We start from the raw sequence: 20,885 nt of genomic DNA on the forward strand, positions 1-20,885 counted from the left end.
GGGGTGGGCGGGCTGAGGGAGCTGGCGGCGTCGTTTGTCGTGCCGGTCCCCTCGGGTGTCGCGATCCGCGACCGGCTCAGGGCCCTCACTGCCGCGGACGAGCAGGTGTTGCGCCTGGTCGGCGAGCATCTGGGCACGCTGGCGTCCCGTGATCTGAAGGCGCGGTGCGCGGCCGGCCTGGAGCACGACAGTGATGCATGGGCGGAGCGTAAGCGGGCCGTGAGCGATGAGTCCTCGTCGCGTTGGGCGGGCAGCATCACCAAGGCGTCGCACGATCAGTGGGCGCTGGCCCGGCGTGGCCAGCTCGCGCACATCCAGGGCCTGGAGGCGGGAGTGCGGACGATCGCCCACCGGCTGTCCCTGCCGGTCGGGCAGAAGGGCACCAAGGGTGTTCCGGGCGGCTACCGCAGCAGGCAGGAGTGGTTCGCCAAGACCCGCCGCCTGCACCTGCTGGGCGACCGGCTCAAGGCTGCGCGGGCCGACCGTGAGGCCGGTGTCGTGCACGTGGTGCGCGGCGGGAAGCAGTTGCTGCGCACCCGGCACCACCTGCGGGCGGCGCAGCTCACCGAGTCAAAATGGCGGCAGCGGTGGCGGGCCGAGCGCCGGTTCCTGCAGGCCGACGGCGAGTTGGGGAAGCGGCACGGCAACGAGACCATCCGCGTCACCCCGGACGGAGAGGTCTCCCTCAGGCTCCCGGCGCCGCTGGCGCATCTGGCGAACGCCCGGCACGGCCGGTACGTGCTCACCGCCCGGGTGCGCTTTGCGCACCGGGCCGAGCAGTGGCGCGACCGCGTCAGCGCCAACCGGGCGGTCGCCTACCGCATCCACGAGGACACCATCCGGGGCCGCTGGTACCTGACCGCGTCCTGGACCATCCCACCAGTGAAGACCGTGCCGCTGGAGGCAGCCCGCACGGGCGGCCTGGTCGGCGTCGACACCAACGCCGACCACCTCGCCGCCTGGCGCCTGGACGAGCACGGCAACCCCGTCGGCCAGCCACTGCGCTTCGGCTACGACCTGACCGGCACCGCCGGCCACCGCGACGCGCAGGTACGCCACGCGCTGATCCGCCTCCTGCACTGGGCCAAACGCCGGAATCTCGCAGTCGCCGTCGAAGACCTCGACTTCACCGCGGAAAAGACCCGGGAGAAGCACGGGCGGCGCAAACGCTTCCGCAAGCTCATCTCCGGCATGCCCGTGGCCAGGCTGCGGGCCCGGCTGGTGTCCATGGCCGCCGAACTCGGCATCACCGTCATCGCCGTCGATCCGGCCTACACCTCCAAGTGGGGCGCCCAACACTGGCAAAAACCTCTCACCAGCAAGAACCGCAAAACCACCCGCCACGACGCAGCTGCCGTGGCGATCGGCAGGCGCGCCCTGGGGCACCCGATCCGGCGACGGACGGCACCGCCCCCGCACAACCAGAGCGATCGTGCGGGGCATCGGACCGTCCAGGCCCGACCAGGCACCTCGGGGCGTGAGGGAAACCGCCCCCGCATCCCCGGACCACGGACACGATCCGTCGGCACTGGACGCGGCGCGAACGCGGTGGACCAGAATGCCCAACACCGTTCGGGGCATTCGGCTGAGCATGAGTTCTGGCAACAGGACTCACTCCCGCTCAGTCCTTAGGAACGGTGGTGCGCTTGCTTCCGTTCCTCTGCCCGACGTGCTGCAACGCCCCTTCCAGCGCGAACGTCGCCGCGCCCAGGGACACCGGGTCGGTGGGGATCGGGGAGAGGACGATCTCGGTGGCGGCCAGCGGCCGCCGCAGCGCGTGCCGGGCGACGGCCTCGCGCACCTCGCCGAGCAGCGGCTCGCCCAGCCGGGCGGCGACCCAGCTGCTGAGCACGACCACCTCGGGGTTGAGGAGATTGATCAGATCGGAGATGCCGGCCCCGAGGTAACGGGCCGTGTCCCGCACCACCTTGACCGCAACCGGGTCGTGCGCGGCGACCGCGCGCGCCAGCGCGTCGATCGTGGCCGTCTGGTCCTCGGGGTGCAACAGCGGGCTCTGCGGGCTCAGTTCACGCAGGTTCTGCATGATGCCGGGCGCGCCGACATAGGTCTCCACACAGCCGTGGTTGCCGCAGTGGCACAGCCGCCCGTCCAGGACGAGCGTGGTGTGCCCCCATTCGCCGGCGCTGTTGCTGACGCCGCGGTGCAGCCCGCCGCCGAGCGCCAGTCCGGCGCCGACTCCGGTACCGAGGTTCACCACCACGGCGTCCCCGCGCCCGCGCGCCGCCCCGAACCACAGCTCGGCGACCGCGCAGGCGCGCAGCGGGTTGTCCAAGTACAGCGGATAGGCGATGTGTTCGGAGAGCAGATCGAGCAACGGCACGTCGTGCCAGTCCCAGTTGGGGGCGTACTCGGAGACACCCGTGTCGCGGTCCACCTGGCCCGGCACGCTCACCCCGACGCCGAGCACCCGCGCCGCCTCCACCCCGGCCTGCGCGACCACCGAGCCGACGGCCGCCGCGACATGGCCGACCACCTGCTCAGGGCGGCTCTCGCCGGGCCGCATGTCCTCGTCGGCGCGGGCCAGGACGTTCAGCGCGAGGTCGAACAGCTCGACATGGACGTACGTCTCCGCGATGTCGACGCCGATCAGCGCGCCTCCCGCCGCGTGGACGGCCACGAGACCCCGGGGGCGACCCCCCGCCGAGTCCTCGAAACCGACCTCTGTGATCATACGGAGGTCGAGCAGCTCACCGACGAGCGTGGCGACCGTGGCCAGGCTCAGTCCGGTGGCGGACGCCAGCTCCTGCCGTGAGGTGGGCGACGCGGCGATGATCTGGCGCAGCACCTCGTAGCGGTTCGCGGTGCGGATGTCACGTGATGTGCGCTTCACGGAGTTGCCCCTCCCATCCCGTCCAGGCCGGGCCGGGCACATCGGCACCGGCGCGGCGCAAGGCTATGGGCTGCGGAGGAATTTCGACAAGGGGTTAGGAAAGGGGGTTTATGAAGTCGGCCACCCGGGGCATCCCGAAGTCAGTCGCCCAGGGCGTCCCGTACGAAGGAGTTGGCGAACTTGCCACCGGGGTCGAGGGCTTGGGCCAGGGCCCGGAAGTCGGCCATGCGGGGGTAGCGCCCACGCACCACCGTGGCCGGGACGGTGAACACCTTGCCCCAGTGCGGGCGCGGATCGAAGACGTCCAGGGCCTCCTCCACCCGGCGGACGACCGGGAGCACCGCCGCCGTGTCCGCGATCCAGGTGAAGTGCAGGGCGACCGAGTCACGACCGTGGGCCGGGCCGAGCCACTGCGGGTCGGCGGCGACCGTACGCACTTCGCAGGTCTGCAGCACGGGAGAGACTGCCTCGCGTACGGCGTCGAGCGCGTTCAGGGCGTCGACGGCGGCCGACCGCGGCAGCAGATACTCCGACTGGAGCTCGTCACCGCTGCTCGGCGTGAACTCGGCCCGGAAGTGCGGCAGCCGCTCGTGCCACGGCCCCGGCACCCCCAACTGCTCGGTGCAGTTGACCGCGGGCATCCCCGGCACCGGGTGCAGCGCCTCGGTCGCGGGCGCGGCCCACGGGAAGTGTGCGGGCGGCTGGTCGGTGCGCCGCTTGAGCCACACCTGCCGGAAACCCGGCTTGCGCCAGTCGGTGAACAGACTCACGCTGTACGCCGACGCCGCCACCGTCTCGAAGTCCAGCCCGGCGAGCGGCAGTTCGGTGAAGACATGCTGCTCGACCTCGTACGCCGGCTCCAGGTCGAGGATGAGCGCCGTCACCACGCCCAGCGCGCCCAGCGAGGTCACGGCCCCGTCGAAGCCCTCCTGCCCCCGCGCGATCGACACCGGCGAGCCGTCCGCCGTGACCAGCTCCACCTCGCGTACGGCCGCCGCGAGCGGGCCGTTGCCGACCCCCGAACCGTGCGTGCCGGTCGCCACCGAGCCGGCCACCGAGATGTGCGGCAGGGAGGCCATGTTGGGCAGGGCGAGGCCGTGTGCGTGGACCGTGCGGGCCAGTTCCGCGTACCGGACGCCGCCCGAGACGCGTACCGTACGGGCCTCGGTGTCCACGTCGAGCACCTCCCGCAGACCGGCGATCGACAGCAGGACGCCGTCGGGGCCCGGGTCGGCGATCTCGTTGAAGGAATGGCCGCTGCCCAGCACTCGCACCCTTGAGCTCCCGCCCACCAGGGCCCTGAGCGCGTCGAGCGAGCCGGGCCGGTGCAGCTCACCGGCCGTGTAGGTGATGTTGCGCGCCCAGTTGGTGACCGTCTGCGTCATCCCTGTCGTCCTCCCGGTGAGTGCGTCCATTGACCCTCTCATCTGCCCCGACCTACCGTAGAGAACGGTTGCTGTCGGTGCGTCACCGAGCCGGAAGGGCCCTTCCTTGCCCGAGCGTCTCCAGGCCATGTTCGCCATGAAGGCCGAGAACGTGCCGCACGTCTTTCCGCCGGAGGTGCTCGCGCGACTGCGTGAGTGCGTGGAAATCGATCCCACCGCGGTGGCCGAGGACTTCACCGACCCACGGCTGCGGGAGGCGCTCGCCCGCACCGAGGTCCTCGTCACCGGCTGGGGCTGCCCCCGCCTGGACGCGGCGGCCCTGGACGCGGCCCCGCGGCTGCGCGCGGTGCTGCACGCGGCCGGCTCGGTCAAGGGCTTCACCACGCCCGAGGTGTGGCGGCGCGGCATCGCGGTCTCCTCGGCGGCCGCGGCCAACGCGCTGCCCGTCGCCGAGTACACCCTCGCGATGATCCTGCTCTCCGGGAAGGGCGTCTTCGCCTTCCGCGACGAGCTCCGCACCCGGCGTGCCTTCCCCTACGGCGACATCGTCCCCGGCATCGGCAACTACGGCCGCCGCGTGGGCATCGTGGGCGCCTCCCGCATCGGCCGCCGCCTGATCGAACTGCTGCGCCCGTACGACCTGCGGGTGAGCGTCGCCGACCCGTACATCGACGAGGCAGAGGCCGCCCGGCTGGGTGTCCCCCTGCTGCCGCTCGACGACCTCCTGCGCACCGTGGACACCGTCACCGTGCACGCCCCGGAGACCCCGGAGACCCGGCACCTCCTGGGCGCCCGTGAACTGTCCCTGATTCCCACCGGATCGGTCCTCGTCAACACCGCCCGCGGCTCCCTGGTCGACCACGACGCCCTCATCGCCGAACTGCGCGCCGGACGCCTGACCGCCGTCCTGGACGTCACCGACCCCGAGCCCCTGCCCCCCGACTCACCCCTCTTCGACCTGCCCAACGCCTTCATCACCCCGCACCTCGCGGGTTCCCAGGGCAATGAGCCGGCCCGCCTCGGCCTCACCGTCGTAGAGGAAGCGGGCCGGCTGCTGTCCGGCGAGGCTCTGCGGCACGCGGTCGACCCCACGGTTCTGGAACGGGTGGCGTGAGCGGCGCGCCGTAGCGGGCGGGAGGCTCCGCGTCGACTGTCTCACGGGTCCTTGGCGGCGCTGTCCGGTCGCCGCGGCCATCGGTTCCAGGGTCCTGACGGCGAAGCGCGAGCTGGACCACGTGGTCAATGCCCACGCCCGTGCCCCGGAGAAACAGGCCGCAGCCGAGGGCCGTGCGCCGACGCGGTCGCCGTGGTGGGCGGGGCTGGGAGGACGAGCACTACCGGGGCTGCACGACCCGCGTCGCGCACGGTCTGCACCGCGCGGGCTCGCGGCTGGTCCCGGTGGGCCGGCCACCGCTCGGCCCCGGCATGCCCGCCACCGTCGTCGACCACCACGGTGAGGGCGGGGCCTGCGCCCTCACCGGCCACCTCCCGTCGGTCGGCCACCACCGCATCGCCCACCTCGGCTGCGTCCGCGGCCACGACGACATCCCCATGGCCCACGATGTCCACCTCTCCCTCACCGCCGTCCACGTCCCCAAGAGCACCCCGGGTGGCTGCGGATTTCGTTGTACAGGGCGGCATATACTGCCGTGATCGGCAATTATCTGGTCAAGGTGCCGCGATATCGATAGCGTTAGCGCATGGCCTCCGATTCACTGCCCGCCCTCCTGCCGACGACCGACCTCACCCTCCCCCAAGCTCTCGACTCCGCTCGAGCAGGGGGGACCCCCATCGTCGCCTGCGCGAGCAGGACAGCCAGGACCGGGGCGAGCTGAACGCGATCCTGGATGCCGGTTTCGTCTGTCACCTCGGTGTGGTCGTCGAGGGGCGGCCGCTGGTCGTGCCGACCGTGTACGGGCGTGACGAGCGGGAGCTGTATGTGCACGGCTCCGTGGCCAGCCGCAGTCTCGCGGGAGGTGCGCCCGTGTGCGTCACCGTCACCCATGTCGACGGCCTGGTCCTCGCCCGGTCCGTCTTCGAGCACGGGGTCGACTACCGCAGCGCCGTGATCCACGGCGAGGCCCGCCAGGTCACCGACCCCGAGGAGAAGCTCGCGGGCCTCGCCCGGCTCACCGAGCACGCGATGCCGGGGCAGTGGTCGTACGCACGGCGGCCGAACCGCCGGGAACTCGCCGCCACCACCCTGCTCGCCCTCTCCCTCGAACAGGCCTCCGTCAAGATCCGCACCGGCCCGCCCGACGACGGCGACGGACCCGACGCCGAGCTCGGCCTGTGGGCCGGAACCCTCCCCCTGACCTCGGTCTGGGGAGCCCGGGTGGCCGATCCGGCGCTGCCCCCGGACATCGCCGTACCAGAACACGTGGCGCGGCGCGAGGGGACCCGGCACGGCTGACCCACGGGTGGGGGCATACCGTGAGGAGCCGAACGCCTGAGCCGGGAGGAGATACGGGATGGGCAGCCGCACCGCGCTGGTCGAGGATCTGATGGAGAGGTTCCCGCATGTTCCGCGGGAAGCCGTCTTCAAGGAGGACCTGCTCCGGGGCGGGGTCGCCTTCGACGCGTCGGCCCTCTCCGACAACGAGAGCGGCGAGGTCAAGCCGAAGTCGTACTTCATCTTCTCCTTCGACCACGGCACCCTGCCGGAACTGGGCGAGGCCGCGCTCAGGCGGCCCCCGGAGGAGATCATCCTCACCGGTGGGCCGTACGACCTGCGGCGCACCGTCGTGTCGGTGCGGGTGAACCCGACCTCGCCGTACCGCGTCGCCGCCGACGACGAGGGGCTCCTGGGGCTCTACCTCGACGGCAAACGGATCGCCGACGTCGGTGTCCCGCCGATGCCGGAGTACTACCGGCACAAGCTCGCCAACGGGAAGTCCGTGATGGAGGTCGCCCCGACCATCCAGTGGGGCTACCTGATCTACCTCACCGTCTTCCGGGTCTGCCAGTACTTCGGCGCCAAGGAGGAGTGCCAGTACTGCGACATCAACCACAACTGGCGCCAGCACAAGGCGGCCGGGCGGCCGTACACCGGGGTCAAGGACGTGGAGGAGGTCCTGGAGGCGCTCGAGATCATCGACCGGTACGACACCGCGAAGGCGTCCACCGCCTACACGCTGACCGGCGGCGCGATCACCAAGACCGTCGCCGGGCGCGACGAGGCCGACTTCTACGGGCACTACGCCAAGGCCATCGAGGAGCGGTTCCCCGGGCGCTGGATCGGCAAGGTCGTCGCGCAGGCGCTGCCGCGTGACGACGTGCAGCGGTTCAAGGACTACGGCGTGCAGATCTACCACCCCAACTACGAGGTGTGGGACCGGCGGCTGTTCGAGCTGTACTGCCCGGGCAAGGAGCGCTACGTCGGCCGCGACGAGTGGCACAAGCGGATCCTGGACTCGGCCGAGATCTTCGGCGCGCGCAACGTCATCCCCAACTTCGTGGCCGGCGTGGAGATGGCCGAGCCGTTCGGCTTCACCACCGTCGACGAGGCGATCGCCTCCACCACCGAGGGCCTGCGATTCTTCATGTCGCACGGCATCACGCCCCGCTTCACCACCTGGTGCCCGGAGCCGACCACCCCGCTCGGCAAGGCCAACCCGCAGGGCGCCCCGCTGGAGTACCACATCCGGCTGCTCCAGGCCTACCGCCAGACCATGGAGGACTTCGGGCTCTCCTCGCCCCCCGGCTACGGCCTGCCCGGCCCCGGCCGCGCGGTCTTCTCGGTGAGCTCCTTCATGGACAGCCTCCCGGCGGTGGACACGGCGGAGGAGTCGGCGCAGGTGTGACCCCGGAGGAGGCGTCGCGGAAGTCGAATTCGGCAGGGGGCGGCGCTCGGTGGCCTTCGCCCTGTACGGTGTCCGCGACCTCGATGCGCGGTCGCCGTACCGGGTGGAGACTACGGCCCTGCGGTCAACTCAATGACGGTGAGCGGGTGTTGCGTGACGGAGTGAAACCGGTCGCGCGACGGACGGTCACCGGATCTGAACAGGCCGCTTGTCAGTTGTGTCGGAGACGTGAAAAGCTCTTGCTCTGCCGCGAGGTTCCCCCCGACTCCATTGCCAATATGGCGAGTTGACCTCGCTCGTGGATGCAGGAGACCCATGCCCGACCTGCCGACCCCCCAGGACGCCACCGAGGCCGCGCTGTTCTCCGAGTGCTGGGACGCGGTGCTCTCCTACGCGGACCTGTGCACGTCCGGCTCCATCGCGGCCAACCAGCTGGCCACCGAGGCGTTCGCGCTCGGCCTGCGCGAGGCCCGCGCGGCCCAGTCCGCACCCGTGCGCGCCGCGGGCCGCCGCACCGCGCCCCGGCTGCCGATGATCCCGCTGCTGCTCACCGCCGTACGCACGACGGCGGCCGGCTGGGAGGCCGACGGCGTCGGTCACAAGCTCGACCCCGACCTGCGGCTGTGGCTCAACTCCGACAACGCCACCCGCTACACCGGCCCGCCGCTGCAGCGCCCGGTCGCCCTGCGGGGCCTCAGGGACATGCAGGAGGCCGACGCGTCGCTGCTGTGGCTGGCCGAGGTGGAGGCGCTGCCGCTGCCCGCCGTGGCCCGCCGCCTGGGCCTCGACCCGGCCGCCGCGGCCCAGGAACTCGACCAGGTGCGCGGCCTGTTCCGGGACCGCTGCCATCGCGCGCACCTCGACACACCGATGACCGCGCAGTGCCGCAGCTACGCCCGGCTGCTCGACGCGGTCACCCGCTCGCCCGCCGCCGACACCCCCGAGGACCTCTCCCGGCACCTCGCCACCTGTGTGCAGTGCGCGGAGGCCGCCGCCTGTCTGCGTCTGCACGGCGGCGGACTGCCCGCGGCGCTGGCCGGCGGAGTGATCGGCTGGGGCGGCCTCGCCTATCTGGAGCGGCGCCGCCGGGCCGCCGAGGTACGACTGGGCGCGGGCGGCCCCGCGAGGGCGGCGGACCCGGACAACGGCGACCCGAAGGAGGGGGCGGGGCGCAGCCGCGTCCTGCGCAACGGCCTGCTGGCCACCGCCGTGCTGCTGTCGGTCCTCGCGCTCGGCGTGTCGATGATGCCGTTCGGCGGCTCGGGCGACGACGTCGCGGCCGCCCACGACGACCGTGAGCCGGTCTCCGACCTCGACCCCTCCCTGCCGTCCACCGACCCGCTCCCGTCGGCGTCCGCCGCCACCAGCCCCTCCGCGAGCCGGACGGCGGCCAAGTCCGGCCACAAGAACCCCGACCCGGAACCCCAGGGCTCCTCCTCGTCCGCCTCCGAGAGCACCGAGCCGTCCCACCACGCCTCCACCACCGCGGGGCCCGGCTGCCGGGTCGAGTACGACCAGGTGAACGAGTGGAACAACGGCTTCCAGGCCACCGTCACCGTGACCACCGCCGAGGCCCTCGGTGGCTGGCGCGTCTCCTGGTCGTTCCGCGACGGCCAGCAGGTCGGCCAGATGTGGGACGCCACCGTCAGCCAGAACGGCTCCCGGGTCACCGCCACCGCCGCCGACTACAACAAGTCGGTCGCCGCACACGGCACCCTGTCCTTCGGCTTCGTCGGCTCCTGGAGCGGCAAGAACTCCGCGCCGTACGGATTCAGGCTGAACGGCAGCGCCTGCACCCACGGTTGAGACGCCCGCGGCCCACCGGGGATCCCGCGCGCGGTGCGGGGTCACCGGTGGGCCGTGCGGGGGTCGGCAGCTCGCCTTGTCCGCCCGTCAGCAACTCGACTTGTAGAAGTACTTGCTGACCGCCGGGTCGTTCATGTTCGCCTTGGTGATGGCGACCATGTTGGTGCCGACCGACTTCTCGACCTTCTTGCCCTCGAAGGCCGCGGCGAGCTGATCGACCGCCTGCCTGCCGATCGCCGCGGGATCCTGGGCGACCAGAACCTGCAGAGTGCCCGCCTTGAGCGCCTCGACCTCGTCGGGCTCGGCGTCGAACGCGGCGACCTTCACCTTGCCCTGTTTGCCGGCCTGCTTGAGGCCGGTGGCAATGCCCGTGCCGGTGTTGGTGTTGCCCGCGAAGGCGCCTCCCAGGTCGGGATGGGCCGCCAGCGTCGACTGGATCTGCGAGGCCGCGGTGGCCGGCAGGTCGTTGTCGTAGAGGGTCGGCAGCACCTTGATGTCCGGGTACTTGGCCATCTCCTCGGTGAAGCCCTTGATCCGGGCGTCCGTGGTGGAGACACCCGGCTTGACGCTGATGACGATGACCGAGCCCTTCTCGTTCATCAGCTTGGCGAGCGCGTCGGCCGCCACCCGTCCGCCCTTCTCGTTGTCGGACGAGATACGGGTGATGCCGATCGAGGAGTCGGTGACCGTGGTGTCCACGAGCGCGACCTTGGTCCCGGACGACTGGATCTGCTTGAGCGACGGCGTCAGCGCGTTGGTGTCGACCGGGGAGATCAGCAGCCCGTCGGGCCGGGACGCCGCCACCGAGTCGAGCAGCGGACGCTGGACCGACACGTCCCACTGCGCGGAGCCGTCGGCACCGAAGTCCATGCCCTTGGCCCTGGCCTCGGCCTGCGCGGCACAGGTCATGGTGATGTAGAACGGGTCGCTCTTCACGCCCGTGATCAGCCTGACCTTCTTGTGGGCGGCGCCTCCCGCCGACCCCGAACCCCCGCCGCTGTCCGACGAACCGCACGCGGCGGCGCCTGTCAGGACCAGTACGGCGCCCACGGCGACCAGCACCCTGCGCCTGTTGCGCATGCTCGGCATACTCGACATAACGGTGTCCTCCTTGGTCATGAGCGCTCCCGGCTCTTCCTGCGCATCTGGTCGATGTAGACGGCCGCGACCAGCACGACGCCCACCGCGACGTCCTGCCAGTACTGCTGGACGCCGATGACGATGAGTCCAGTGGTGAGCACGGCGGGGATGAAGACGCCGATCACGGTGCCCAGCACCGATCCGCGCCCGCCGAACAGGCTGGTGCCGCCGAGGACCACCGCGGTGATCACCTTCAGGTTGTCGGTGGAGTGCCCGGCGATGGACGTCGTGCCGTACGAGGCCAGCCACATCACCGCGCCCAGTCCGGCCAGCAGTCCCATCAGCCCGTACACCTTGATCAGATGCCGGCCCACCGAAATGCCCGCACGCCGTACGGCCGTCGGATTGGAGCCGATCGCGAGGGTGTGGCCGCCGAACCTCGTGCCGCCCAGCACCGCGCCGAACACCGCGGTGACCACCGCGGCGAGGACCACCAGCCACGGGATACCGAGCACCTTGCCGAAACCCAGGCTGTTCTGCAGATGGTTGGAGGCCGCACCGGCCGGATCCTGTCCACCGGTGGCGAGTTCGGCCAGCCCCAGCGCCGCGCCCAGACCGCCGAGCGTCACGATCAGCGGGGGCACCTTCCCGGTCGCCACCACGGCTCCCTGCAGCGCGCCCCAAGCGGTGCCCACGGCAAGGGCGATGACGACACAGACGGCGACCGTGCCCCAGCCGGAGGTGGCCCCGCCGTGGCTGATGTTGTACTTGCCCGCCGCCACCGCGGCCAGGACCAGCACCGAGCCGATCGACAGATCGATGCCCGCGGTGATGATCACGTACGTCATGCCGACGCCGAGGACCAGATAGATGGCCGCGTTGACGGCGATCTGGGTGAGGTCGTAGGTGGTGAAGAACTTGCCGGGCGCGGCGACGGTGAAGAACGCGACCAGCGCCACCAGGATCACGAAGGTCCACAGTTCGCTGACGCCGGCCGCCCGCCTCAGCCATGCCGGTACCGCGATTCCTCCGCCCGCGGACCGGGGCGGGTCCGCCACCCGAGCGGTCTGCTGGACTTCCTTGCTGTCGGCGGTCATCGTGCGTCCTCCGATTCCGCCGCACCGGCCGAGCCGAGAGCCGCGTTCTGCTGCGCGGGGCCGTCCAGCGATCCGGTCATGGCCCCGACGAGTTCCTCGATGGTGGTGTCGGCCGCCGTGAACGAGGCGACCCGGCGGCCCAGTCGCAGCACCTCGACCCGGTCCGCCACCGACAGCACCTCGGGCATGTTGTGGCTGATCAGCACGGTACAGATGCCGCGGTCCGCGACCCTGCGGACGGTGTCCAGGACACGGGCGCGCTGTACGACACCCAGTGCGGCCGTCGGCTCGTCCATGAAGATGACCTTGTTGGCGAACGCGACCGCACGGGCCACCGCGACGGACTGCCGCTGCCCACCGGACAACGTTGTCACGGCGGCCGTGACGTCCTTCAGTTCGACGCCGAGTTCCGCGAACGCCCTGACCGCCTCCCGCCGCATCGCGGGCCGGTCGAGCACACCGATACGCCCCAGCAGGCCCCCGCGCAGGAGCTCCCTGCCGAGGTAGAGATTGGCCGCCGCGTCCAGATCGGGCGCCAGCGACAGATCCTGGTAGACGGTCTCCACCCCGAGGCGCTGCGCGTCCATCGGACCGGCGAACCGGACCGGCTCGCCGTCCAGCCGTATCTCACCGTCATCGGGGGTGAGCACGCCCGACAGGACGTTCACCAGAGTGGACTTGCCGGCACCGTTGTCACCGATCAGGGCGACGACCTCGCCGGGATATGCCGTGAAATCGGCGCCCTGGAGCGCCTGGACATGGCCGAAACGCTTGACCACACCATGTGCCGTGAGAAGTGGTTCCCTTGCAGAGGCCATGTTGTGCCCCCTGGTTGGTATCGTTAACAGTCCGTCGATTCTGGGAGGCCCGTGGGTGGGCGTCAAGGGTCGGGTACGAACGGGATTGTGGCGGGAGGACGCGGCGTGGCCAGCCGTCCCACGATGAAAGACGTAGCCGCGGCGGCGGGCGTCAGCGCCATGACGGTGTCCCGGGTCGTCAACGGTGACGCGTCGGTCGCTCCGCGCACCGCCGCCCGGGTGGAGGCTGCCGTCCGTCGGCTCGGCTACCAACGCGACGACGTGGCACGGCAGTTGCGCCGCGCCGGCCGGCCGAGCCAGACCATCGGGCTGATGGTCGACAACGTCGCCGACCCCTTCATGGCCGCGGTCGCGTCCGCCGCCGAGGACGTGGCCCGGCAGCGCGGCAGCACGGTGCTCATCGGCTCCAGCCACGACGACCCCCGCCGGGAACGGGAGGTCATCGCTGCCTTCACCGCGCGCCGCGTGGACGGGCTGATCCTCACCCCGGTCGCGGGCAGCCACCGCTTTCTGCGCTCTGCCCAGGCACGCGGCACCAAGATCGTCTGCGTGGACCGGGCCGCGCCGGGCCTGGAGGCGGACGCCGTCGTGGTGGACAACTTCGGCGCGGTGAAGGAGGCCGTCCGGCATCTGATCGCGCACGGCCACCGCCGTATCGCCTACCTCGGCGACAAGCGGGAGATCTGGACCGTGGGCGAACGCCACCGGGGCTATCTGGCGGCGCTGGAGGCCTCGGACATCGACGCCGATCCGGCGATCGTCCGGCACGGACTGAGGTCGGGCCCGGACGCCGCCAAGGCCGTCACCGAGATCCTCTCCGTGCCGGAGCCGCCCACGGCTGTCCTGGTCAGCAATGACATCGTCGCGTTCGGGGCGCTGGCCGTCCTGCCACCGGGCATCGCGTTCATCGGCTTCGACGACTTCGCCCTGGCCGCGCGGCTGACCCCGCCGGTCACCGTCATCGCCCAGGACCCGGTCGCGCTCGCGACGAACGCCGCGCATCTGCTGTTCGCCCGCATCCACGGGGACGACTCCCCGACGCGGACCGTCGTCATGCCCACCCGGCTGATTCCGCGGGGGTCGGGGGAGATCCCGGGGCCGTACCGCCGTTGATCAAGTGCTGATCGGCGCAAGCTTCCGGCATATCGCGCCGATCCCATCGTCTGATGAGAAGTTGACCCGGCAGTCGTTTCTACGCTGGCGAGGTGACGAAACAGCTGGTGGTGGATGGCGCGGGGGAACGGTGGGACTCGGCGGTCGCCGGGCACCTGCGGTGGATCCGCGGCCTGCTCGACGGTCTCAGGCTCCCGGCCGAGCGCCGGAGCACGCTGCGTCATCGTCTGCGCGCGGTCGAAGCGCGCGCCGCGGACCCGGAGTTGAGGGTCGCGGTGTTCGGCGAGGCGTCCAGCGGCAAGAGCACCCTGCTCAACGCCTTTCTGCAGCGCCGACTGCTGCCCTCCTCGGCCCGGGTGACCACGCACACCACGACCGTGCTGCGCCACCGGGACGGCGCCGAGGGCGTGGTGCTCCGTACCGCCGACGACGATGTGCTGACGTGGCCGTCCGCCGCGTTCGCCCGGTGGACGGGGCTGCGTCATACGTCCCGGCCGGGTGATCTGGAGAATGCCCTCGAGCGGGTGCTGACGACCGAATTGGCCGAGCAGGTACGGGAGTTGGAGGTACTGTCGCCCGTCCACCTGCTGGGCGGCGGTACGGCGGTGCTCGACACACCGGGGTTCAGCGTGACCGAACGGGGGCATCGGGAGCTGGCCGTGGCCGCCGCACGGCAGGCGGACCTGGCGCTGGTCGTGGTGCCCGCCGTCGCCGCGATGTCGATGACGCTGGTGGACTTCCTGAGCGGACCGCTGCTGGACCACCAGGACCGCTGCGCCTTCGTGCTCACCAAGGTCGACCTGCTCGACGAGGACGAACGGGCCGAGGTCGTCGAGGTCGTCGAGAACCGGCTGAAGGAACTGGGGATCGGCGATCCGGTGCTGCTGCCCTGTGCACCGGGGCAGGCGCTGAGGGAGATCACCACGACCGGTGGCCGTGCGCCCGACACGGAAGGGCATCTGGCGAGGTTCCTCGCCGTCGAGGCACGGATCGCGGAACTGGCCGCCGAGCGACGGCAGTTCGCCATCGCGGCCACGGTACTCGGGCTGCTCTCGGAACTGCTCACGGCGGTGGAGGAGTCCACGGAGTCCCAGCGTGCCGAACTCAGCCGCACGGAGCGCGGGTTGGCCGCCCTGTCCCTGCCGGACCTCCCGGCCTTTCTGGACACCTGGGCCCAGCGCACCCTGGACCGGGCCGGAAGCGAGCTGAGCCACGCCGCCTCGGCAGGCATCCCGGCGGCGTCCCGGGCGGCGCTCGAGACGAAGGTGGCCGACGCCGTCGCCGGAGACAAGATCGGCAACATGTCCGAGGCAACCGGAAACGTCTCCCGTATCGTCCGGCTCCACTTACGGGAGGAGGCCGAGCGGGCTGTGCGGACCGCGGCGGACCGGGCCGGCGAACTGCTGACCTCCGGAGCCGAGGAACTGGCGCGCGACTTCACCACCGAGTACAGCGCCCTGGCCGGGCTGGCCGGTGAGGTCTGGGCCGCGCCCGAGGCACCCGCGGTGCGGACGACCGACCTGCCCGCCCCCGACCTCTCCGACGTCGACGAGACGCTGACCGCGATCGGCACCCAGCTGAGCGCCAGCGACAACTGGCGCACCGGCGGCGGGGCTATGGCCGGAGCCCTGGCCGGCAGCCTGATCGCCCCCGGCATCGGCACCGTCATCGGTGGCGCGCTCGGCGCGCTCATCGGCAAACGCGGCAATGACGCGGCCCGCGAGCAGTTCCTGGAGCGGGCCCGCCCGATCATCGCCGCCGCGCACGAGGAGATCGGCACCCTCGTCGGCGACTCCCTGCTGCGCGTCCGCGCGGGCGTCACCGACAGCATCGCCGCCCTTCGCCGGCAGTACGAAGACGAGTGGGGCGCGGAGATCACCCGCCTCACTGCCGAGAACGACCGGCGGCGCGCCGAACTCGCCGCCGGCATCGCCGCCATGGAGGAGGCCGCCGACGGCGCCGGACGCCGCCGCGAAAAGGTCGCCGCACTGCGTGGCGAGGCCGCCCGCACCGTCCCCGACCCCGAGGAGCAGTGACCCCATGGACAACGGTTCCCCGCCCGTCGCCGGCACCCCGCCGCCCGTGCCCACCACCACCCACATCGCCGACGTCACCGCCGCCGCTCCCGGCTGGCTGCGCGAGGCCCGTCAACTGGCCGGGGACTACGGGCTGGACCGCATCGGCACGGCCCTGGAAGCCCTGGCCGCCGAACGCGGCAGGCAGTTCTTCCGGATTGCGGTGGTGGGCGAGTTCAACCGGGGCAAGTCCACCCTGATCAACCGGTTGATCGGCCGCGACCTGCTGCCGACGGGACCGCGCCCGGTCACTCGTGCCCCGGTGACGGTCCGGGCGGCCCAGGTGGAGTCGCTGCGGCTCACCTGGCCGGACGGGCACGACGAAGTGCGCGCTCTCGACGCCGAGGACCCCTGGGACGGTCTCATCGGCACCCTGCCCACCAAGAGGCCGCCGCACGGAGCGCAGTCCGAGCCGGCACCGCCCGAGCCCGCCGTGGTCGCCGCCGTGGCCGACACCTGGCTGACCGAGCTGGGCATCGAGCTCGTGGACCTGCCGGGTGCCAACTCCGGCAGCGAGGAACAGTTCGAACAGGTGCGCCGCACGGCCGCGGCCAGCGACGCCGTCCTGTTCGTCGTCTCCGCCGTGTCTCCCATGAGCAGCACCGAACACCGCCTCCTCCAGGAGGAGGTGCTGTGCCGCCACGTCCCGTTCACCGCCGTCGTGGTGACCATGCTGGACCTGCTCGCGCCCGAGGACCGCGAGGAGACCGTACGACACCTCAAGCAGCGTCTCGAGGACCTGCCCGGCACCCTTGCCGTGCTGCCGGCCCCGGAGCCCGGCGGCGGAGAGCCGGAGCTCGCGGCCCTGCGCTCGCTCGTCGAGGAGTTCGCCCGGGGCAGCGGCCGGGCGCTGTGGCGTGACCGGCGCATCGCCGCCCAGGTCGCCGACCACTGCGAGGCGATGACCGCGATCGCCGCCGAGGCCATCGCGGCCGACGGGCTGTCCCAGGCCGAGGCCGACGAGCGGGCCGCGCAGGCAACGACACTGCTGGAGAAGGAGGAACAGCGGTGGGAGCAGCTCCGCATCGACCTGACAGGACGTCAACTGGCCCTCACCGCCCGGCTGCGCGAACAGATCCAGCAGGACCGTGACGGTCTCATCGAGCGGCTGCGCTGGGAACTGGAACGCGCCCAGGACCCCGGTGACTGGTGGAAGCGGGACCTGCCCTTCCGGCTGCGGCACGAGCTGTCCCTGCTCGCCCAGCGGTCCGAACGCACCGCCCTGCCCGGTCTGACCGCCGACACCGAGTGGCTCGACACAGAGGTCGCCGGGCAACTGCCGGGTGCCTCGCCGACTCCCGTCCCGGCCTGGCTCGGACCCGCCGTGGAACCACAGCTCACCGGCGAGATCTCCGACCTGTCCAGGACTCGCCTCGCGACCCGGCTCGGCGCCCAGGGCGGCGCCATCGTCGGCTACTTCATCGCGCTGGCCCGTTCGGCGCCGATACCGATGATCTACGGCGCGGGATTCAGCCTGATCGGCGGCCTGCTGGCCGAGGGTGCCATCCGGTCCGCGACCGAACAGCAGCGCAACGAGGTCGACGCCGTACTCGTCCGCGTGGTCGACGACAGCACGGCGGCCTTCCTGCGGCAGGCCGTCGACCTGCTCGCGGACCTCTACACCGACGTGTTCGACCAGCTGCGCGAGTCCCGCGCGGTCTGGCACGACGCCAGACGAGCCGCGCTCGAAGCCCCGCCCGGGTCCGGCGTCGACTGGTCGGCACTGGCCCGTCCCGCGGCCGCCCTGACCGCACGTATCCGGGCCGAACTGCAGAAATGAAGGAGAGAGTGACGACCATGACCACCACGGAAGCCGTGGGTTACGGCGCCGCGGACGCCCAGCGCCTGCGGCTCATGGAGGTCTGCCGGCAACTCGGGAGCATCGCCGGGCAGATCGGCAACAGCGGGGCGGAATCCGTTGTGACCGCGCTGCTCGAACGGATGGACAGCGATGCCTTCCACGTGATGGTGGTCGGCGACTTCAACCGCGGCAAGTCCACCTTCGTCAACGCCCTCCTGGGCGCCCAGGTGCTGCCGGTCAAGGCGACGCCCGCCACCGCCGTCATCACCGAGGTCAAGTTCGGCGACCCCCCGGCCGCCCGGCTGTGGCGGGAGGACGCCGCGGAACCCGAGACCGTCCACCCCGAGGACCTCATCTCCCTGATCACCGTCAACAGCAAGGAACGCGACCAGCGCAACCCCTTCGTCAGGGCCGAGGTCATCTGGCCACTGGAGCTGTGCCGCCACAACGTGGTGCTCATCGACTCACCCGGCCTCAACGAGCACGCCAACCGCGACGAGATCACCCTCACCCACCTGCGCAAGGCCGACGCGGTGATCTTCCTCCAGCACGCGATCGCCCCCATGAGCATCAGCGAGTCGCAGTTCCTCACGTCCTACCTGGACGCACACGACCCCTTCTTCGTCTTCACCTACTTCGACGCCATCGAGGACACCGAGCGGGACGACGTGGTCGCCGGGGCGCGCCAGCGCATCGTCGGACTGCGCGGCGAGGACCGGGACGAGAACCGCTTCCACTTCGTCGACGCCAAGACCGCTTTGCGCGCCCGGATCGCAGGCGACGCCACCGGCTACCAGAACTCCGGTGTGGCCGACCTGGAACACGCCCTGGAACGCTATCTGGTGACGGACCGTCACAAGGTCAAGCTGCTTGCTCCGGCCCGTGCCCTGCGCGGCCTCGCGCGCGAGCTCGACCGCAACATCCCGCACGAACTCGCCCTGCTCGACACGAAGTCCGCCGACCTGGAACGACGCTGGGAAGCCGCCCAGCAGCCGCTGCGCGACCTGGAGGTACAGGCCCGGCAGATCTCGCTGGACATCCGCAACCAGACCCGGATGCTCCAGGACCGGGTGGAAGCCCTGCTCGGCGGCTACCTCGCGTCCGTGGCGGACGAGGCTCCGGCGATCGCGGCTGAGGTCCCCCTGACGACCAGGATCGGCATGAATCCGCTGAAGGTTCCGGAGCGGGCCGAACAGGTCACCCAGGAGATCGCCGCAGGCACCGCCAGGCTCATCGAGCAGAAGGTGGCGGACTGGGTGAGCGGTTCGCTGGAGCCGGTGATCCACCAGGACCTGGAGAAGCTCGCCGAGCGGATGAACGCTCAGCTGAACTCCTTCGAGGCCCGCCTGGACGAGCTGCGGATCAGCCTCACCGGGGTACGGGACGCCGGGCGCGCCGGGGAGCGCGAGGAGGAACAGCCGCTCACCAGGTTCCTTTCGGGGGCGGCCGGCTTCGTCCTCGGCGGAGTCGCGGGCGGCATGGTCGGTGCCCGGTTCGGAGCCAAGGAGGCGCTGCGCACCCTGCCGATCACGCTGGCGATCGCCATGGCCTGGATGTTCACCCCGTTCGGAATCCCGACCCTGATCGGCAGCCTGCTCGTCCATGGATTCATCAAGAGCAAGGAGGCCGGCGGCCGGCTGGAGAACAGGATGCGGGAGGCGGTCGGCCGCGAGATGGCCACCCAGATCAGGCTGGCCGCGCCCAAGCAGGCCCGCGAGGCGGCCCAGGCATTCGCCACCACGACGATGGAACCCATCGCCCGTGACGTGACCTCGGGGCTCTCCGCCCGGACCGGTGAACTGACCCGCAGCGTGGAGTCGGCACGGGAGGCGCGTCAGCAGGGCGAGGAGGCCGTCGAGGAACGCCGCGCCGAACTGAACCGGCTGGACGCACTGCTCCGCAAAGCCGGTGACGACCTCGGCGACCTGGCCGACGAACTGGCGTTGCTCTGATGGCCCGTTACCGCAGGCGTCTGTGCATGGCCGTGGACCTGCGCCAGTACAGCCGCCACGGCTACACCGAACAGGCCGACGCACAGGTCAGGCTCCGCCTCGTCGTCGAGCACGCGCTGCGCCGCGCCCGGGTCATGCGGGTCCGCACGCAGCAGCAACTGCAGGGCGACGGACGGTTGGTGGTCTTCCCGGCCCGCACCGACCTCGTACGGGCCGTCCCGGCACTGATCCTCGGGCTCCGGGACGGCCTGTACGAGGCGAACCGGGCGCCCGGGGCCTTCGGCCGGATGAGGATGCGGGCGGCGCTCGGGCAGGGGTCCATATCCCGTGCCGACAGCGGCTATCTGGGCGACTGCGTGGTGCTGGTCAGCCGCCTGGTGGACTCCGACGGGCTGCGCGGCGCACTGGAAGGCAACGAGGACAGCGACCTGGCCCTCGCCGTGTCGAGCGAGCTCTACCGGGACGTGATCGTGCAGCAGTCCCACGGGCTGCCCGCCGCCGACTTCCGGCGGTCCGAAGTGGTCACCGAGAAGAAGGACTTCGCCACCGACGCCTGGCTGTACGTACCGAGGTCCGCGCCCGCCAGGGACACCAGTCAGGAGCCGGTGATCTGGGGGCACTCGCCGGGGCGCGCGGCCATGCGGGAGTTCGTGGTCCCGGCGCTGGCCGCCGCGCACCTCGCGGCCACCGTGGTCTCGCACACCCGGACGCTGCGGGAGTGGGCGCTGCCGGAGTCCGGTGCCGGTACGGGCTGCCGGGACGACGACTTCGACGGACCGGACCACACGGGTCCGTACGGCGCCCACCACGCGGATGACGCGCATACGGACCCGTATCACCACGACGCGTACCACGACGACCCGCATCACCCGGATCCGCATCACCCGGATCCGCATCACCCGGACCCGTATCACCACGACGCGTACCACGACGACCCGCATCACCCGGATCCGCATCACCCGGATCCGCATCACCCGGATCCGCGCCATCCGGACCCGCATCACCCTGGCGGTCAGCACCCTCACCATGGCCCGGATCCGCATCACCACGATCCTGGCGACCACTTCCACCACCTCGACCACTTCCACCACGGCGGGCACTGAG

Annotated in this window: 16 protein-coding genes; 10 read left to right on the plus strand and 6 right to left on the minus strand. The window is 71.4% G+C overall.

The window, feature by feature from the left end; translation table 11 throughout:
• The first annotated feature begins 3 nt into the window (after nt 1-3).
• Nucleotides 4-1,632: an IS200/IS605 family accessory protein TnpB-related protein gene (locus N8I87_RS31965; protein WP_263213906.1), complete on the plus strand. Its 1,629-nt coding sequence runs from the start codon at nt 4-6 to the stop codon at nt 1,630-1,632.
• Here N8I87_RS31965 and N8I87_RS31970 read toward each other — a convergent pair.
• Nucleotides 1,622-2,851, minus strand: coding sequence for an ROK family protein (locus N8I87_RS31970; RefSeq protein ID WP_263213907.1), 1,230 nt, complete (start codon nt 2,849-2,851; stop codon nt 1,622-1,624). The genes N8I87_RS31965 and N8I87_RS31970 overlap by 11 nt on opposite strands.
• 140 nt (nt 2,852-2,991) lie before the next feature.
• Nucleotides 2,992-4,236, minus strand: coding sequence for an FAD-binding protein (locus tag N8I87_RS31975; RefSeq protein WP_263213908.1), 1,245 nt, complete (start codon nt 4,234-4,236; stop codon nt 2,992-2,994).
• A 106-nt stretch (nt 4,237-4,342) separates the two neighbouring features.
• On the opposite strand from N8I87_RS31975, the gene N8I87_RS31980 reads away from it, so the two are divergent.
• Nucleotides 4,343-5,350: a hydroxyacid dehydrogenase gene (locus tag N8I87_RS31980; protein WP_263213909.1), complete on the plus strand. Its 1,008-nt coding sequence runs from the start codon at nt 4,343-4,345 to the stop codon at nt 5,348-5,350.
• A 125-nt stretch (nt 5,351-5,475) separates the two neighbouring features.
• Here the strand turns inward: N8I87_RS31980 and N8I87_RS31985 are convergent, their stop codons facing one another.
• Nucleotides 5,476-5,775: a hypothetical protein gene (locus N8I87_RS31985; RefSeq protein ID WP_263213911.1), complete on the minus strand. Its 300-nt coding sequence runs from the start codon at nt 5,773-5,775 to the stop codon at nt 5,476-5,478.
• 259 nt (nt 5,776-6,034) lie between these two features.
• On the opposite strand from N8I87_RS31985, the gene N8I87_RS31990 reads away from it, so the two are divergent.
• The 3 genes from N8I87_RS31990 (at nt 6,035) to N8I87_RS32000 (ending at nt 9,845) form a co-directional block, all read left to right on the plus strand.
• Nucleotides 6,035-6,649, plus strand: coding sequence for a pyridoxamine 5'-phosphate oxidase family protein (locus tag N8I87_RS31990; protein WP_263216761.1), 615 nt, complete (start codon nt 6,035-6,037; stop codon nt 6,647-6,649).
• A 58-nt stretch (nt 6,650-6,707) separates the two neighbouring features.
• Nucleotides 6,708-8,039 (plus strand): radical SAM protein, encoded by a 1,332-nt coding sequence (locus tag N8I87_RS31995; RefSeq protein WP_263213912.1) that lies wholly within the window; start codon nt 6,708-6,710, stop codon nt 8,037-8,039.
• Between the two features lie 315 nt (nt 8,040-8,354).
• On the plus strand, nt 8,355-9,845 hold the full coding sequence (locus tag N8I87_RS32000; RefSeq protein WP_263213913.1) for a cellulose-binding domain-containing protein: 1,491 nt from the start codon (nt 8,355-8,357) through the stop codon (nt 9,843-9,845).
• Nucleotides 9,846-9,932: 87 nt separating this feature from the next.
• Here the strand turns inward: N8I87_RS32000 and N8I87_RS32005 are convergent, their stop codons facing one another.
• Genes N8I87_RS32005 through N8I87_RS32015 form a run of 3 tightly spaced genes read right to left on the minus strand, consistent with a single transcriptional unit; the run spans nt 9,933 to nt 12,801 of the window.
• Nucleotides 9,933-10,964 (minus strand): ABC transporter substrate-binding protein, encoded by a 1,032-nt coding sequence (locus N8I87_RS32005; RefSeq protein WP_263213914.1) that lies wholly within the window; start codon nt 10,962-10,964, stop codon nt 9,933-9,935.
• Nucleotides 10,961-12,022, minus strand: coding sequence for an ABC transporter permease (locus N8I87_RS32010; RefSeq protein WP_263213916.1), 1,062 nt, complete (start codon nt 12,020-12,022; stop codon nt 10,961-10,963). The genes N8I87_RS32005 and N8I87_RS32010 overlap by 4 nt, the downstream gene beginning before the upstream one ends.
• Nucleotides 12,019-12,801 (minus strand): ATP-binding cassette domain-containing protein, encoded by a 783-nt coding sequence (locus N8I87_RS32015; RefSeq protein ID WP_263213918.1) that lies wholly within the window; start codon nt 12,799-12,801, stop codon nt 12,019-12,021. The genes N8I87_RS32010 and N8I87_RS32015 overlap by 4 nt, the downstream gene beginning before the upstream one ends.
• 144 nt (nt 12,802-12,945) lie before the next feature.
• Here N8I87_RS32015 and N8I87_RS32020 point away from each other — a divergent pair, with 144 nt between their 5' ends.
• From N8I87_RS32020 to N8I87_RS32040, 5 genes are all read left to right on the plus strand, one after another.
• The gene (locus N8I87_RS32020; protein WP_263213920.1) at nt 12,946-13,953 is read left to right on the plus strand and encodes a LacI family DNA-binding transcriptional regulator; all 1,008 of its coding nucleotides are present in this window, start codon (nt 12,946-12,948) and stop codon (nt 13,951-13,953) included.
• A gap of 92 nt (nt 13,954-14,045) precedes the next feature.
• Nucleotides 14,046-15,989 (plus strand): dynamin family protein, encoded by a 1,944-nt coding sequence (locus N8I87_RS32025; protein ID WP_263213922.1) that lies wholly within the window; start codon nt 14,046-14,048, stop codon nt 15,987-15,989.
• A 4-nt stretch (nt 15,990-15,993) separates the two neighbouring features.
• Nucleotides 15,994-17,808, plus strand: coding sequence for a dynamin family protein (locus tag N8I87_RS32030; protein WP_263213924.1), 1,815 nt, complete (start codon nt 15,994-15,996; stop codon nt 17,806-17,808).
• A 17-nt stretch (nt 17,809-17,825) separates the two neighbouring features.
• Complete coding sequence (locus N8I87_RS32035) at nt 17,826-19,781, plus strand: dynamin family protein (RefSeq protein ID WP_263213925.1); 1,956 nt, start codon at nt 17,826-17,828, stop codon at nt 19,779-19,781.
• Nucleotides 19,781-20,884, plus strand: a complete 1,104-nt coding sequence (locus N8I87_RS32040) for a hypothetical protein (protein ID WP_263213926.1) — start codon at nt 19,781-19,783, stop codon at nt 20,882-20,884. Before N8I87_RS32035 ends, N8I87_RS32040 begins: the two co-directional genes overlap by 1 nt.
• Nucleotide 20,885 lies beyond the last annotated feature (1 nt).

Source organism: Streptomyces sp. HUAS 15-9 (assembly GCF_025642155.1).
In the GTDB taxonomy this organism is placed as follows: Bacteria; Actinomycetota; Actinomycetes; order Streptomycetales; family Streptomycetaceae; genus Streptomyces.

What these genes read in the sequence shown, in the direction of transcription:
- N8I87_RS32000 (WP_263213913.1), top strand. Translation starts at nt 8,355, where the DNA reads ATGCCCGACCTGCCGACCCCCCAGGACGCCACCGAGGCCGCGCTGTTC.
- N8I87_RS32040 (WP_263213926.1), top strand. Translation starts at nt 19,781, where the DNA reads ATGGCCCGTTACCGCAGGCGTCTGTGCATGGCCGTGGACCTGCGCCAG.
- N8I87_RS31995 (WP_263213912.1), top strand. Translation starts at nt 6,708, where the DNA reads ATGGGCAGCCGCACCGCGCTGGTCGAGGATCTGATGGAGAGGTTCCCG.
- N8I87_RS31975 (WP_263213908.1), bottom strand. Translation starts at nt 4,236, where the DNA reads ATGACGCAGACGGTCACCAACTGGGCGCGCAACATCACCTACACGGCC.
- N8I87_RS32010 (WP_263213916.1), bottom strand. Translation starts at nt 12,022, where the DNA reads ATGACCGCCGACAGCAAGGAAGTCCAGCAGACCGCTCGGGTGGCGGAC.
- N8I87_RS32035 (WP_263213925.1), top strand. Translation starts at nt 17,826, where the DNA reads ATGACCACCACGGAAGCCGTGGGTTACGGCGCCGCGGACGCCCAGCGC.
- N8I87_RS32030 (WP_263213924.1), top strand. Translation starts at nt 15,994, where the DNA reads ATGGACAACGGTTCCCCGCCCGTCGCCGGCACCCCGCCGCCCGTGCCC.
- N8I87_RS32005 (WP_263213914.1), bottom strand. Translation starts at nt 10,964, where the DNA reads ATGACCAAGGAGGACACCGTTATGTCGAGTATGCCGAGCATGCGCAAC.